The organism is Jannaschia sp. GRR-S6-38, from assembly GCF_029853695.1.
In the GTDB taxonomy this organism is placed as follows: Bacteria; Pseudomonadota; Alphaproteobacteria; order Rhodobacterales; family Rhodobacteraceae; genus Jannaschia; species Jannaschia ovalis.
This window is the reverse complement of record NZ_CP122537.1, coordinates 118,023-129,994: the sequence shown is the minus strand read 5'-3', so window position 1 is coordinate 129,994 and position 11,972 is coordinate 118,023. Positions and strand designations below refer to the sequence as shown.

The following is an 11,972-nucleotide window of genomic DNA, read 5'->3' as shown; positions in this document are numbered from 1 at the left end:
TTGGCTCGTGCCCCCGACCCCTTCGCCCCCGTCAACGGAGCCGCCCCGTGAGCCGCGATCTCAACTCCATCCTCGAGCCGGGCATGCTGGTCCGCCACCCCGACGCGCCCGATTGGGGGCTGGGGCAGGTCCAGTCGAAGATCGGCGACCGGGTCACGGTCAATTTCGAGAATGCGGGCAAGCAGGTGATCGACGGGTCGCGCATCGGACTCCTTCCGGTCTTCGAGTGAACCCCGGGTGACACGCCGTAGGTTAAAGCATGGTTAACCTTGCCGCCCGCCGGGCGGCCCGGCAAGGGCCCGCCGCTTGCGCGCCGCCGCTGCTCGGACTAACCGGCGCGCCATGAGACCCCACCTGACGCTTGGCCGGACCCCGGAGGAGCTGCGCGCCGCGCTGGCGCTGCGGCGGGCGGTCTTCGTGGGCGAGATGGGCGCGCGGGACGATGGCGACGCGCATGACGCGGCCTGCGAGCATCTGGTGCTGCGCGATGCCGACCGGCCCGGGCTGGGCGCGGTGGGCACGCTGCGGCTGGCGATGGGCGCCGAATACACTGCGCGCGAGTTCGACCTGTCGCGGCTGGTCGCGACCGGGCGGCCGCTGGCCGAGGCGGGGCGCAGCTGCCTGCATCCCGACTATCGCGGCGGGACGGCGGGGCTCTACCTGTTCCGCGGGCTGCTCGACGCGCTGCGGGCGCGGGGGGTCGGCTATCTGGTGGGCACCGCCTCCTTCCCGGGGGCCGATGCGGCGCGCCACATGGAGGCGCTGCGCCGCCTGCGCCAGGAGGCGCTGGCCCCCGAGGCGCTGCGCCCGGTGGCCCACGGGCCGAACGCCGTCGCCGTGGCCGGAACCGCGCCCCGGGCCGCGATGCGCGCGGTGCCGGCGCTGATCAAGACCTACCTGCGGGCCGGGGCCTGGGTCGGCGAGGGCGCCTGGCGGGACCCGGATTTCGACACGGTCGACATCTGCATGGTGCTCGACATGGCGAAGGTCCCGGCCGGGCCCCTGCCGCGCATCGCCGCCCGGATGGAGGCCGCCGCCCCGTCATGATGTGGGATGCCGCGCCGCAGCCGACGCTGTCGCCGATCTCGCCGGCGGGCTGGCTGCGCGTGGTGCTGCGCGGATCGGTCCTGACCGTCGTGGTCTTCGGCGGACTGCTGATCCTGTTGGCCGTGCGGCTGGTCGAGCGGCCGCTTTTTGGGCTGCACCGGCCGGTCACGCCCTGGATCACGCAGGGCGTGTGCAAGGCGGCGTTCGTCATCCTTGGCATCCGGCGCGAGGTGCGGGGCGCGGTGATGCGGGGCACGGGGGCGGTGGTGTCGAACCATGCCTCCTGGCTCGACATCTTTGCGCTGAACGCGTCGAAGCGGATCTATTTCGTCTCCAAGGCCGAGGTGGCGGGCTGGCCGGGGATCGGCTGGCTGGCGCGGGCGACGGGCACGGTCTTCATCCGCCGCGACCCGCGCGAGGCGCGCGCGCAGCAGGCGCTGTTCGAGGCGCGGCTGCAGGCGGGGCACCGGCTGCTGTTCTTTCCCGAGGGCACCTCGACCGACGGGCGGCGGCTTCTGCGGTTCAAGCCCACGCTGTTCCAGGCCTTCTTCTCGCCCGCGCTGCCGGCGATGCAGGTCCAGCCGGTCACGCTGGCCTATCACGCGCCGCCGGGGACGCCGGAGGCGTTCTACGGCTGGTGGGGCGATCGCGGTTTCGCCGATCACGCGCTGCGGATGCTGGCGCAGGCGCCGCAGGGGCGCATCGCAGTGATCTATCACGCGCCGCTGCGGGTGGCGGACCATCCGGGCCGCAAGGCGCTGGCGCAGGCGGCGGAGGGTGCGGTGCGCGCGGGGCTGGTCAGCGAAGGGCTGCCGTCAGGTCGCTGAGGGCGGCGAGCGGGTCGTCGTGGCGCCAGATCTCCTCGCCCAGCGCGAAGAAATCGGTGACCGGCGCGAGCGCGGCGATGGTCGCGGCATCGAGCGCGCCCTCGGCCACGACGGGCAGCTCGATCATCTCGGACCACCAGGCGAAGAGTTCGGTCTCGGCGCGTGCGCCTGCGCCGAGCGCGGTGGGGCCGGCCGGGCCGAAGGCCACGTAATCGGCCCCCGCTTCGCCCGCGTTCATGCCGTCATGGCGCGAGGTGCCGCAGAAGGCCCCGATGATCGGGTCGGGGCCCCAGGCGGTACGCAGCTTGCGCAGGCCGCGCGTGTCGGTGAGATGGACGCCGTCGAGGCCCAGCCGCTCCGAGAGCGCGCTGTGATCGGTGATCACCAGCGGCACGTCGCGGGCATGGGCCACCTCGCGCACCGCGTCGGCGGCGCGCATCACCCGGTCCTCGTCCTTCGAAGCGAGGTCGAGCCGCAGGCAGGCCACGGGATGCGCGTCGAGCACGGCGGCGAGCCGGTCGGGAAACTCCGCCCCGAACTCGGGCGGGGTCACGAGGTAGAGCTGCGGCATTTCGGTCATCTGACGGTCCCCCGGGGTCGGCGAGGAAGTATCGCCCGGCCCCGCGCCCCGCAAGGGCGGGCCGGGAATGGTTTCGCCGCGCGGGCCGCGCGCGCGATTGCGCGGCCGCGCAACCGGCGCTATCGGGCAGGCCATGTCCGACGCCTTCGATCCGCGCCCCGCCTTCGTCCTGGTCCGCCCGCAGATGGGCGAGAATATCGGGGCGGCCGCGCGCTCGATGCTCAATTTCGGGCTGGAGGCGATGCGCGTCACCAGCCCGCGCGACGGCTGGCCGAACGAGCGGGCGGTGGCGCTGGCCTCGGGCGCGGGGCGGGTGCTGGACGGCGCGCGGATCTTCGACACGACCGCCGAGGCCGTGGCCGACTGCGCCTTCGTCTTCGCCACGACCGCGCGCGACCGCGACCTGACGAAGCCGGTCTACAGCCCGCAGGACGCCATGGCCGAGGCCCGCGCCCGCGGCGCGCGGGGCGAGCGGGTGGCGGTGCTGTTCGGGCCCGAGCGCACGGGGCTCGAGAACGACGACATCGCGCGGGCCAACGCCATCGTCTCGGTGCCGACGAACCCGGATTTCCCGTCGCTCAACCTCGCGCAATGCGTTCTGCTGATGGGCTACGAGTGGGTGCGCGAGGCGGCGCCCGCGCCGCAGGTCGCGCTGGCCGGAACCGAATGGGCCAACCAGGCCGAGATCGACGCGCTGGTCGCCCATTTCGAGGACCGGCTGGACCAGGCGGGGTTCTTCTTTCCCGAGGGCAAGGCGGCGGCGATGAAGCTGCATCTGCGCAACCTCTGGAGCCGGATGCCGCTGACCCGCGCCGACGTGCAGACCTTCCACGGCATGATGCGCCAGATGGTGCGCTGGAAAGAGCGGGGCTGACGCCGCGCGCCTGCGACAAAACAGGAGATGCAGGCGGCCCCCCGAGGGCTTAAATCGGCATCGACGGAGGATGCACATGGCGAAGCGAGCGATATTCGAGGATGTGAGCGAGGCCCGGCGCCCGGCGGCCCAGGGCGGCGTGATCGACGCGGCCCGGCGCGGCAACCGCGCGGCGGTGCGCATCTGGCTGTGGGTCCTGTTCGCGCTGGTCGTGGTGATGATTGCCGTCGGCGGTCTGACGCGGCTGACCGACTCGGGGCTTTCGATCACCGAATGGGCGCCGCTCTCGGGCGCGATCCCGCCGCTGTCGGAGGCCGATTGGCAGGCCGAGTTCGACGCCTATCGCGCGATCCCCGAATACCAGCTGCAAAACCGCGGCATGTCGATGTCCGAGTTCCAGTTCATCTATTGGTGGGAATGGGGCCACCGCCAGCTGGGCCGGGTGATCGGGCTGGTCTGGGCGCTGGGCTTCCTGGGTCTTCTGGTCACGAAATCCATTCCGCCGGGTTGGACCGGGCGGCTTCTGGCGCTGGGCGCGCTGGGCGGGCTGCAGGGCGCGATCGGCTGGTGGATGGTGGCCTCGGGCCTGACGGGCACGATGCTGGACGTGGCGTCCTACCGGCTGGCCACGCATCTGGGGCTGGCCTTCGTGATCCTGTCGCTGATCGCCTGGTACGTGCTGTCGATGTCGCGACCCGAGGGCGCGCTTCTGCAGGCGCGGCGCGACCGCGACGCGACGCTGATGAGCTGGGGCACGGTGCTGGTCGCGGGCGTCTTCCTGCAGGTGCTGATCGGCGCGCTGGTCGCGGGGATCGATGCCGGGCGCGGCTATACCGACTGGCCCTTGATGGCGGGCGGCTTCACGCCGCCGGGGATGTGGGAGCTGTCGCCCTGGTGGCGCAACCTGTTCGAGAATGACGGCACGGTGCAGTTCATCCACCGGGTGTCGGGATACGTCCTCTTCGCGGTGATCATCGTGGCCTGGTGGCGGGCGCGCCGCTCCGCCTATGTCGCGACGCGCGGAGCGTTCCTGGCCGTTCTGGCGGTGGCGGTGCTGCAGATGGTGATCGGCATCGTGACGGTGATGTACTCCGCCCCCTGGCAGCTCGCGATCCTGCACCAGTTCGGCGCCGTCGTGCTGATCTGCCTCGCCGTGCGCGCCCGGCATCGCGCCAAGTACCCGCTTCCCCAATCCGTGAGGGCCTGATGGCTGCCTATGACGATCTGATGGCCCATGCGCGCGTGACCGAGGCGCTGGGCCAGGTGGCCGGCCGCACCGGCTGGGACCAGGAGACGACCATGCCGAAGGGCGCCGCCCCGCAGCGCGCCGAGGAGATGGCCGCGCTGGAGGAGGTGCTGCACGCGCGCCGCACCGACCCGCAGGTCGGCGACTGGCTGGACGCGGCGGAGGCGCCCGACACGCAAGGCGCGGCGAACCTGCGTCTGATGCGCCGTGCTTATGTGCGCAACCGCAAGGTGCCGGGCAGGCTCGCCGCAGAGATCGCGCGCGTCACCTCGCTGGGGCAGGGCGTCTGGGCCGCGGCGCGGGCGGCCGACGACCCCGCGCCCTTCCTGCCCGTGTTGGCCGAGATCGTGCGCCTGCGCCGCGAGGAGGGGGCCGCGCTGGCCGAGGGTGGCGATGTCTATGACGCGCTGATGCAGGATTACGAGCCGGGCGCGAAATCGGACGAAATGGCCGCCATGTTCGACGCGCTGCGCCCCCGGCTGGTCGAACTGCGCGCCACCGCGCTCGACGCCGCACCCGCGCCCCGCCTGTCGGGGCATTTCCCCGAGGCCGCGCAGATCGCGCTGGCCCACGAGATCGCGCAGGCCTTCGGCTACGACCTGCAGCGCGGCCGGATCGACCGGGCGGTGCATCCCTTCTCCTCGGGCTCCGGGCTGGACGTGCGGATCACGACCCGGGTGGACGAGGCCGATCCGCTCAACTGCATCTACTCGACGATCCACGAGGTCGGGCATGCCTGCTACGAGCAGAACATCGCCGCGGACCACCGCCTGACGCCGCTGGGTCGCGGCGTTTCGATGGGCGTGCATGAAAGCCAGTCGCGCAGCTACGAGAACCAGATTGGCCGGTCCGAGGCCTATTGCGGCTGGCTCTACGGCCGGATGCGGGACCGCTTCGGCGAGATCGGCGTCGGGTCGGAGCGCGATTTCTACCGCGCGGTGAACGCGGTCCATAGCGGCTATATCCGCACCGAGGCGGACGAGCTGCATTACAACCTGCACGTCATGCTGCGCTTCGACCTGGAGCGCGCGCTGCTGCGCGGCGATCTGGACGTGGAGGATCTGGAGGCCGCCTGGAACGATCGCTACGCCGCCGATTTCGGGCAGGCGGTCGACCGGCCGTCGAACGGTTTCCTGCAGGACGTGCATTGGTCGGTCGGGCTGATGGGATATTTCCCGACCTATTCGCTGGGCAACCTCTATGCCGGGTGCCTCTTCGCGGCGCTGCGCGGCGAGCTGCCCGATCTGGACGCCGCGCTGGCGCAGGGCGACCCGTCGCCGGCGACGGGCTGGATGGCGGAGCGGCTGCAGCGCTTCGGCGGGCTGCGCGAGCCGGTGGAGACGATCGCCCATGCGACCGGCGACGCGCCCTCGGCCGAGCCGCTGCTGCGCTACCTCGAGGCGAAGTTCGGCGATCTCTACGGCTGAGGCGGCGCGGCCTCAGCGCCGCCGCCGCTTGCGCCCCTCGTTCGCGGTGTTGAAGGACACGTCCGGCAGGGTCACCGTGCCTGCCAGATGCGCGAAGGGGTCGGTCGCGTGCGGGATCGCGTTGGCGGCGACGAAATGCTCCTGGAAGCGGGGCGCGACGGCGGTCTCGACCTTCTCGATCCGGCGCACCAGCGCCTCGATATGGGCGCGCGCCGCACGGTTGCAGAGCGCCATGCGCGCGCCGTGCCCGGCGGCGTTGCCGGCGCTGGTCACGTGGTCCAGCGCGGCGTCCGGGATCATGCCCAGCACCATCGCGTGGCGCGGCGAGATATGCGCGCCGAAGGCCCCGGCCAGCACCACGCGCTCGACCCCGTCGACGCCGGCCTCGTCCATCAGGAGCCGCGCGCCCGCATAGAGCGCCGATTTCGCCAGCTGGATCGCGCGGATGTCGCCTTGGGTGACCAGGATGCGCCGGTCGCCATCCTCCCAGAGAAGGTAGCCATGCGTGCGCCCCTCGGCCACGCAGCGCGGCGTGCCGACCTGCGCGGCCGAGCCGATCAGCCCCTTGGCGTCGACGATGCCTGCCATGCGCATCTCGGCCACCGCCTCGATGATGCCCGAGCCGCAGATGCCGGTGATGCCCGTGCCTTCGGTCGCCGCGGCGAAGCCCGGATCGTCGGACCAGAGGTCGCAGCCGATGACGCGGAAGCGCGGCTCCTTCGTCGCGGGGTCGATCTCGACGCGTTCGATCGCGCCGGGCGCGGCGCGCTGGCCCGAGCTGATCTGCGCGCCTTCGAAGGCGGGGCCCGTAGGCGAGGAGCAGGCCAGGAGCCGGTCGCGATTGCCCAGCAGAAGCTCGGCATTGGTGCCCACATCGACGATCAGGGTCAGCGCCTCGGTTTTGTCGGGCGCCTCGGAAAGGGCGACCGCGGCGGCGTCGGCCCCGACATGGCCCGCGATGCAGGGCAGGATATAGGCGCGCGCGCCGGGGCCCAGCGCGGCAAGGCCGATCTCCTCCGCGCCGAGGCGCAGCGCGTCGGAGGTGGCCAGCGCGAAGGGGGCCTGGCCCAGCTCGACCGGGTCTACGCCGATCAGCAGGTGGTGCATCACCGGGTTGCAGACGATCACCGCCTCGAGGATGTCGCCCGGCGGCACCCCGGCCTCGGCGGCCAGTTCGACGGCGAGCCGGTCCAGCGCCTCGCGCACGGCGGCGGTCATCTCGACATCGCCGCCCGTGTTCATCATCGCGTAGCTGACCCGGCTCATCAGGTCCTCGCCGAAGCGGATCTGCGGGTTCATCACCCCGCCCGAGGCCAGCACCGCGCCGGTGGACAGGTCGCAGAGATGCGCCGCGATGGTGGTCGAGCCGAGATCGACGGCGAGGCCCAGCACCGGCGCCTCGCGCAGGCCGGGCCAGATGGCGGAGATCCGGTTCTCGTCGTGGTTGACCGCGACGGTGACCTGCCAGCCGCCCTTGCGCAGCGCGGCCTGCAAACCGCGCAGGAGGGCCAGGGGGACCGCGAGGTCCCGCAGGTCCCATTGATCGGCCAGCGCCGCGCGCAGCCGCTCCAGGTCGCCCGAGGGGGCGTCCATGTCGGGCTCCTCGACGGTGACCATGTGGAGGCGGGTCGCGGGGTCCATGACGATGGCGCGCCCGCTCGCGGCCTTGCGCACGACCTGCCGGTGGACCTGGCTTTCGGGCGGCACGTCGATCACCACGTCGCCCTGCACCGTGGCTTGGCAGCCGAGGCGGCGGCCGGGCTTGAGCCCGCGCTTCTCGTCGTAGCGGCGCTCGACCGCGTTCACGGCGGAAAGAGCGTCGGGCGCGACGGTCACGCCGAGTTTCGGGAAGGATCCGCTGCCGGGCTGAACCTGGCATTTCGAGCAGATGCCCCGCCCGCCGCAGACCGAATCGAGATCGACACCCAGCGCGCGCGCGGCCTGCAGGACGGGCGTGCCGGACGGGAAATGCCCGCGCTTGCCCGAGGGCATGAAGATGACGAGGGGGTCGGTCATATCGAGGCCCTACGATCTTTCATGCGAAAGATCGGTACGATTGTTCGAACGAACAATCGTCTGGGAAGGACTCAGCAGATCACCCGAAGCCCGCCGCCATTGCAGATCACGATGAGCTGGCCGCCGGTTTCGATGAGGTGAAAGCCGCGGCGCCGGACCTCCGCCTCGAAAATCGCGCGCCCGACCTCCCGCTCCACCCAGCGCGCCGAGCGGCGCACCACGCCGCCGCGCTGCGCCGCGCGGGCGCCGAAGACCTGCCGCACCCAGGGCGCGGAGGGAACGGGAAGGGCAGGGCGCAGCGGGACTGTCATGACGCGATCCTGCACGGGCCATGCTTGACGAATGGTAAAGGGTCACGCCCGGCGCCGTCCGCCGCGGCGGCCGCCGGAGCGCGCGCCGGAGGCCTGCGCGGCGCGGGCGGCTTCGGGGAAGGGCATGCCGGCGCGCACCGCGTCGAGCACGCGGCTGAGCCCGATCCATTTGCCGCCATTGGCGTCGTGGTTCATCAGCATGTTGGCCGCCGACACTGCCTCCATCTCGACCGAGCGGATCGGGTTCATGATCGCGCTGGTCATGCCCGCGCCGATGGCCATGGGCAGGAAGGCCGCGTTGACGCCGTGGCGATTGGGCAGGCCGAAGCTGATGTTCGAGGCGCCGCAAGTGGTGTTGACGCCCAGTTCCTCGCGCAGGCGGCGGACGAGGGCGAAGACCTGCTGGCCCGCGCTGGCCATGGCGCCGATGGGCATGACCAGCGGGTCGACGACGATGTCATGCGCCGGGATGCCGAAATCGGCGGCCCGCTCGACGATCTTCTTGGCGACGGCGAAGCGTACGTCGGGATCCTCGCTGATGCCGGTATCGTCGTTCGAGATCGCCACCACGGGGACATTGTATTTCTTCACCAGCGGCAGGACGAGCTCGAGCCGGTCCTCCTCGCCGGTGACGGAGTTGAGCAGCGGGCGGCCCTCCGCCGCCTCGAGTCCGTTCTCGAGCGCGCCGGGCACGGAGCTGTCGATGCAGAGCGGCACGTCCACCAGCGCCTGCACCCTCTCGACCAGCGCCTTCATCAGCATCGGCTCGACGAAATTGTTGTCGGCGTAGCGCGGATCCTCGGCCATCTTGTTGGTGAAGACGGCGCCGGAATTGACGTCGAGCACCATCGCGCCGCAGGCCACCTGGTCGAGCGCGTCCTTCTCGACGGTCGAGAAATCGTCCATCTCGAGCTCGGCCGCGAGCTTCTTGCGGCCCGTCGGGTTGATGCGCTCGCCGATGACGCAGAACGGCTCGTCGAAGCCGATCACGACGGTTTTCGTCTTCGATTCCAGTACGGTGCGGGTCATTCTTGATCCTTGGAATTCGCGTCGAGCCAGCTGGCCGACGCCTTGATCCCGCCCAGCGGGAAGATGTGGACGCCTTCGATGGCGAACTCCGGATGGGCCGCTTTGTGGGCGGCCAAGTCGGAGAGGAACTCGGTCGGCTCGAAGGGCAGGAGCAGCTTGGTGACATCGGCGGCGCGGCGTTGCAGGACCCGCAGGGAAGGGCCCACGCCGCAGGCGATGGCGAACTTGATCAGCGTCTGCAGCTTGGCAGGACCGGCCACGCCGATATGAACCGGCAGGTCGACGCCCGCGGCGCGGATCGCCTCGGCCCATTCGATGACCGGGCCGGCCTCGAAGCAGAATTGCGTGGCGATGGCCATCTTCGCGTCGGTGCGCCGGGCGAATTCGGTCTTCCAGCGCAGCGCCTCGGAGACGCCCGCCTCGCCGCCATCGGGGTCGATGTCGCGGTTGCCCTCGGGGTGGCCGGCGACGTGCAGCCGCTCGAACCCGTCGAAGGCGCCGGAGCCCAGAAGCTGCATCGAGGTCTCGAAATCGCCCGCGGCTTGCGGGACGCCGCCGGCGAGGATCAGGCCCTGCCGCGCATCGGCCTCGCCGCGGTAGCGCGCGATCCAGTCGTCGAGCGTGGCGCGGTCCGCGATGATGCGGGCGGGGAAATGCGGCATCGGCTCCATCCCCTCGGCGCGCAGCCGCGCGGCCGTGGCGACCATGTCGGCGATGGGCGTGCCGTCGATATGGGCGATGTAGACGCGGGTGCCGCGGGGCAGGATGGCGGCGAAATCCTCGACCTTTTCGGCGGTGCGGGGCATGACCTCGATCGAGGCGCCCTGCAGGAAGGCGGGCAGATGCGCATCGCGGGGCGGCGTGGCGGGGGCCGGGCGCAGGAAATTCAGAAGCGCCATCAGACGCGTTCCTCGGTGCCGCCGGCCAGGGCCGCGGCCTTCAGTCGTTCGGGTGTCCATTCGGCCTCCAGCGCGGCGGCGCGGGCGGCGGCGACGGCCGCGTCCTCGCCTTCGGTCTCACCCTCGGCCACCTTGCGCCAATCGGCGAGATAGGCGTCGGTTTCCGACGCGCCCGAGCGCATCGCGGCGCGGTCGATCGCCTGCTCGAAGCGTTCCGACAGCGGCAGCTTCGCCGCCCGGCGCCCCTTGCCGACAAGCACCTGGGCGGGGATGTCCCGCCAATAGACGACCGTGACCTGCGGCATCAGACCCCCCTTCGCTTCGGTGGTCCACAGATAGGGCGCGCGCGCCCGCGGACGCGCCGCTTTTCGACGTGGTGGCGCCCGATGGCGACACGCCCCGCTCCTACCCGGTCCGCGCGCGGCGGGCGAGGGGGGCGCATCGTCGAATCCCTCATGGTGGAGTTGAACAAAGCTTGTGTGATCGTCGCATTGCCGCTTAAGGTCGGGGCAACCTGACATGCGGAGGCCATGATGCCACCGGACGATCCGGCCCCCGGGGCCGGGCCCGACGCCGGCGCGATCCGCGCCGCCGGGTCCGCGCCCGTGGCGCCCCTCTCCTCCGGGCCCCGGCCCGACCCCGCGGAGCTCTATGCCGCGCTGGATCTCGGCACGAATTCGTGCCGGATGCTGATCGCGCAGCCCAAGGGCAACCAGCTCCACGTCGTCGACAGCTTCTCGAAATCGGTGCAGCTCGGGAACGGGCTGGAGGCGTCTGGCCTGCTGTCCCGCTCGTCCATGGCGCGCACGATCGGCGCGCTGAAGATCTGCCGCCGCAAGCTGGAAACCCATGACGTACAGCGCATGCGGCTGGTGGCGACCGAGGCCTGCCGCCGCGCGGGCAACGCGGGCGAGTTCATCAAGCTGGTCGAGCGCGAGACCGGGCTGCCGCTGGAGATCATCGAGCCCGAGGAGGAGGCGCGGCTCGCCGTCGTGTCCTGCGCACCGCTGGTGTCCTCGAAGGCCGAGCAGCTTCTGGTCGTCGATATCGGCGGCGGCTCGACCGAGCTGGTCTGGATCGACCTGACCCGCGTGCCCCGCCACGAGCGGGCGCGCGCCATCATGCGGCTGCATGCGGGCTTCCAGGGCGTGGCCGACGACCCGTTCCCGCGCGCCAAGGTGGTGGACTGGATCAGCATCCCGCTGGGCGTCGCCACGCTGAAGGACCAGTTCCGCGACGTGACCGACGACGCCGCGCGCTTCGCGCTGATGTCGTGGCATTTCGAGGAATGCCTGGCCGAGTTCAGCCCCTATGAGGACGCCGCCGGCGACAGCGATCCGGGGTTCCAGATCATTGGCACCTCGGGCACGGTGACGACCGTCGCGGCCACCCATCTGAACTTGCGCCGCTACGACCGCAACAAGGTGGATGGGCTGCGCATGACGACCCAGCAGATCGACCGGGTGATCCGCGGCTATCTCGCCATGGGGCCGGATGGGCGGCGCAACGACCCGCGCATCGGCCGCGACCGCCACGCGCTGATCATGTCTGGCGCGGCGATCCTGCAGGCGCTGCTGCGGGTCTGGCCCACGGACCGGCTGTCGGTCGCGGACCGGGGCCTGCGCGAGGGGCTGCTCTATGCGCAGATGTCGGCGGATGGCGTGTTGGACGACGGGCCCTACTGAGCCGGGCGTTGGCTTCCCGGCGCGGCGCGGC

General features: G+C 71.5%; 13 protein-coding genes. 7 read left to right on the top strand and 6 right to left on the bottom strand.

The features are described 5' to 3' along the window. The first annotated feature begins 83 nt into the window (after window positions 1-83). The 3 genes from P8627_RS00620 (at window position 84) to P8627_RS00610 (ending at window position 1,874) form a co-directional block, all read left to right on the top strand. Window positions 84-230 (top strand): DUF3553 domain-containing protein, encoded by a 147-nt coding sequence (locus P8627_RS00620; RefSeq protein ID WP_279967516.1) that lies wholly within the window; start codon window positions 84-86, stop codon window positions 228-230. Between the two features lie 112 nt (window positions 231-342). After that, complete coding sequence (locus P8627_RS00615) at window positions 343-1,047, top strand: GNAT family N-acetyltransferase (protein ID WP_279965547.1); 705 nt, start codon at window positions 343-345, stop codon at window positions 1,045-1,047. Then, window positions 1,044-1,874, top strand: a complete 831-nt coding sequence (locus P8627_RS00610) for a lysophospholipid acyltransferase family protein (protein ID WP_279965546.1) — start codon at window positions 1,044-1,046, stop codon at window positions 1,872-1,874. The genes P8627_RS00615 and P8627_RS00610 overlap by 4 nt, the downstream gene beginning before the upstream one ends. On the opposite strand, the gene P8627_RS00605 is transcribed toward P8627_RS00610, so the two are convergent. Next, window positions 1,846-2,454 (bottom strand): thiamine phosphate synthase, encoded by a 609-nt coding sequence (locus P8627_RS00605; protein ID WP_279965545.1) that lies wholly within the window; start codon window positions 2,452-2,454, stop codon window positions 1,846-1,848. The two genes, P8627_RS00610 and P8627_RS00605, sit on opposite strands and share 29 nt — an antisense overlap. 133 nt (window positions 2,455-2,587) lie before the next feature. Here P8627_RS00605 and P8627_RS00600 point away from each other — a divergent pair, with 133 nt between their 5' ends. The 3 genes from P8627_RS00600 (at window position 2,588) to P8627_RS00590 (ending at window position 6,001) form a co-directional block, all read left to right on the top strand. After that, window positions 2,588-3,328, top strand: a complete 741-nt coding sequence (locus tag P8627_RS00600) for an RNA methyltransferase (RefSeq protein ID WP_279965544.1) — start codon at window positions 2,588-2,590, stop codon at window positions 3,326-3,328. Between the two features lie 76 nt (window positions 3,329-3,404). Beyond that, window positions 3,405-4,535: a heme A synthase gene (gene ctaA, locus P8627_RS00595; RefSeq protein WP_279965543.1), complete on the top strand. Its 1,131-nt coding sequence runs from the start codon at window positions 3,405-3,407 to the stop codon at window positions 4,533-4,535. Beyond that, window positions 4,535-6,001 (top strand): carboxypeptidase M32, encoded by a 1,467-nt coding sequence (locus P8627_RS00590; RefSeq protein WP_279965542.1) that lies wholly within the window; start codon window positions 4,535-4,537, stop codon window positions 5,999-6,001. The genes ctaA and P8627_RS00590 overlap by 1 nt, the downstream gene beginning before the upstream one ends. 12 nt (window positions 6,002-6,013) lie before the next feature. On the opposite strand, the gene P8627_RS00585 is transcribed toward P8627_RS00590, so the two are convergent. From P8627_RS00585 to P8627_RS00565, 5 genes are all read right to left on the bottom strand, one after another. Further along, on the bottom strand, window positions 6,014-8,017 hold the full coding sequence (locus P8627_RS00585; protein WP_279965541.1) for an ASKHA domain-containing protein: 2,004 nt from the start codon (window positions 8,015-8,017) through the stop codon (window positions 6,014-6,016). Between the two features lie 71 nt (window positions 8,018-8,088). Beyond that, on the bottom strand, window positions 8,089-8,328 hold the full coding sequence (locus P8627_RS00580; protein ID WP_279965540.1) for an N-(5'-phosphoribosyl)anthranilate isomerase: 240 nt from the start codon (window positions 8,326-8,328) through the stop codon (window positions 8,089-8,091). A 42-nt stretch (window positions 8,329-8,370) separates the two neighbouring features. Further along, the gene (locus P8627_RS00575) at window positions 8,371-9,357 is read right to left on the bottom strand and encodes a methyltetrahydrofolate cobalamin methyltransferase (RefSeq protein WP_279965539.1); all 987 of its coding nucleotides are present in this window, start codon (window positions 9,355-9,357) and stop codon (window positions 8,371-8,373) included. Continuing rightward, entirely contained in the window at window positions 9,354-10,256 is a 903-nt protein-coding gene (locus tag P8627_RS00570) for a methylenetetrahydrofolate reductase (protein WP_279965538.1), read from the bottom strand. The genes P8627_RS00575 and P8627_RS00570 overlap by 4 nt, the downstream gene beginning before the upstream one ends. After that, window positions 10,256-10,561, bottom strand: a complete 306-nt coding sequence (locus P8627_RS00565) for a virulence factor (RefSeq protein WP_279965537.1) — start codon at window positions 10,559-10,561, stop codon at window positions 10,256-10,258. Before P8627_RS00565 ends, P8627_RS00570 begins: the two co-directional genes overlap by 1 nt. Window positions 10,562-10,789: 228 nt before the next feature. On the opposite strand from P8627_RS00565, the gene P8627_RS00560 reads away from it, so the two are divergent. Next, complete coding sequence (locus P8627_RS00560) at window positions 10,790-11,941, top strand: Ppx/GppA phosphatase family protein (protein ID WP_279965536.1); 1,152 nt, start codon at window positions 10,790-10,792, stop codon at window positions 11,939-11,941. The last annotated feature ends 31 nt before the right edge of the window (window positions 11,942-11,972 follow it).

What these genes read in the sequence shown, in the direction of transcription:
- P8627_RS00620 (WP_279967516.1), top strand. Translation starts at nt 84, where the DNA reads ATGCTGGTCCGCCACCCCGACGCGCCCGATTGGGGGCTGGGGCAGGTC.
- P8627_RS00615 (WP_279965547.1), top strand. Translation starts at nt 343, where the DNA reads ATGAGACCCCACCTGACGCTTGGCCGGACCCCGGAGGAGCTGCGCGCC.
- P8627_RS00610 (WP_279965546.1), top strand. Translation starts at nt 1,044, where the DNA reads ATGATGTGGGATGCCGCGCCGCAGCCGACGCTGTCGCCGATCTCGCCG.
- P8627_RS00605 (WP_279965545.1), bottom strand. Translation starts at nt 2,454, where the DNA reads ATGACCGAAATGCCGCAGCTCTACCTCGTGACCCCGCCCGAGTTCGGG.
- P8627_RS00600 (WP_279965544.1), top strand. Translation starts at nt 2,588, where the DNA reads ATGTCCGACGCCTTCGATCCGCGCCCCGCCTTCGTCCTGGTCCGCCCG.
- ctaA (WP_279965543.1), top strand. Translation starts at nt 3,405, where the DNA reads ATGGCGAAGCGAGCGATATTCGAGGATGTGAGCGAGGCCCGGCGCCCG.
- P8627_RS00590 (WP_279965542.1), top strand. Translation starts at nt 4,535, where the DNA reads ATGGCTGCCTATGACGATCTGATGGCCCATGCGCGCGTGACCGAGGCG.
- P8627_RS00585 (WP_279965541.1), bottom strand. Translation starts at nt 8,017, where the DNA reads ATGACCGACCCCCTCGTCATCTTCATGCCCTCGGGCAAGCGCGGGCAT.
- P8627_RS00580 (WP_279965540.1), bottom strand. Translation starts at nt 8,328, where the DNA reads ATGACAGTCCCGCTGCGCCCTGCCCTTCCCGTTCCCTCCGCGCCCTGG.
- P8627_RS00575 (WP_279965539.1), bottom strand. Translation starts at nt 9,357, where the DNA reads ATGACCCGCACCGTACTGGAATCGAAGACGAAAACCGTCGTGATCGGC.
- P8627_RS00570 (WP_279965538.1), bottom strand. Translation starts at nt 10,256, where the DNA reads ATGGCGCTTCTGAATTTCCTGCGCCCGGCCCCCGCCACGCCGCCCCGC.
- P8627_RS00565 (WP_279965537.1), bottom strand. Translation starts at nt 10,561, where the DNA reads ATGCCGCAGGTCACGGTCGTCTATTGGCGGGACATCCCCGCCCAGGTG.
- P8627_RS00560 (WP_279965536.1), top strand. Translation starts at nt 10,790, where the DNA reads ATGCCACCGGACGATCCGGCCCCCGGGGCCGGGCCCGACGCCGGCGCG.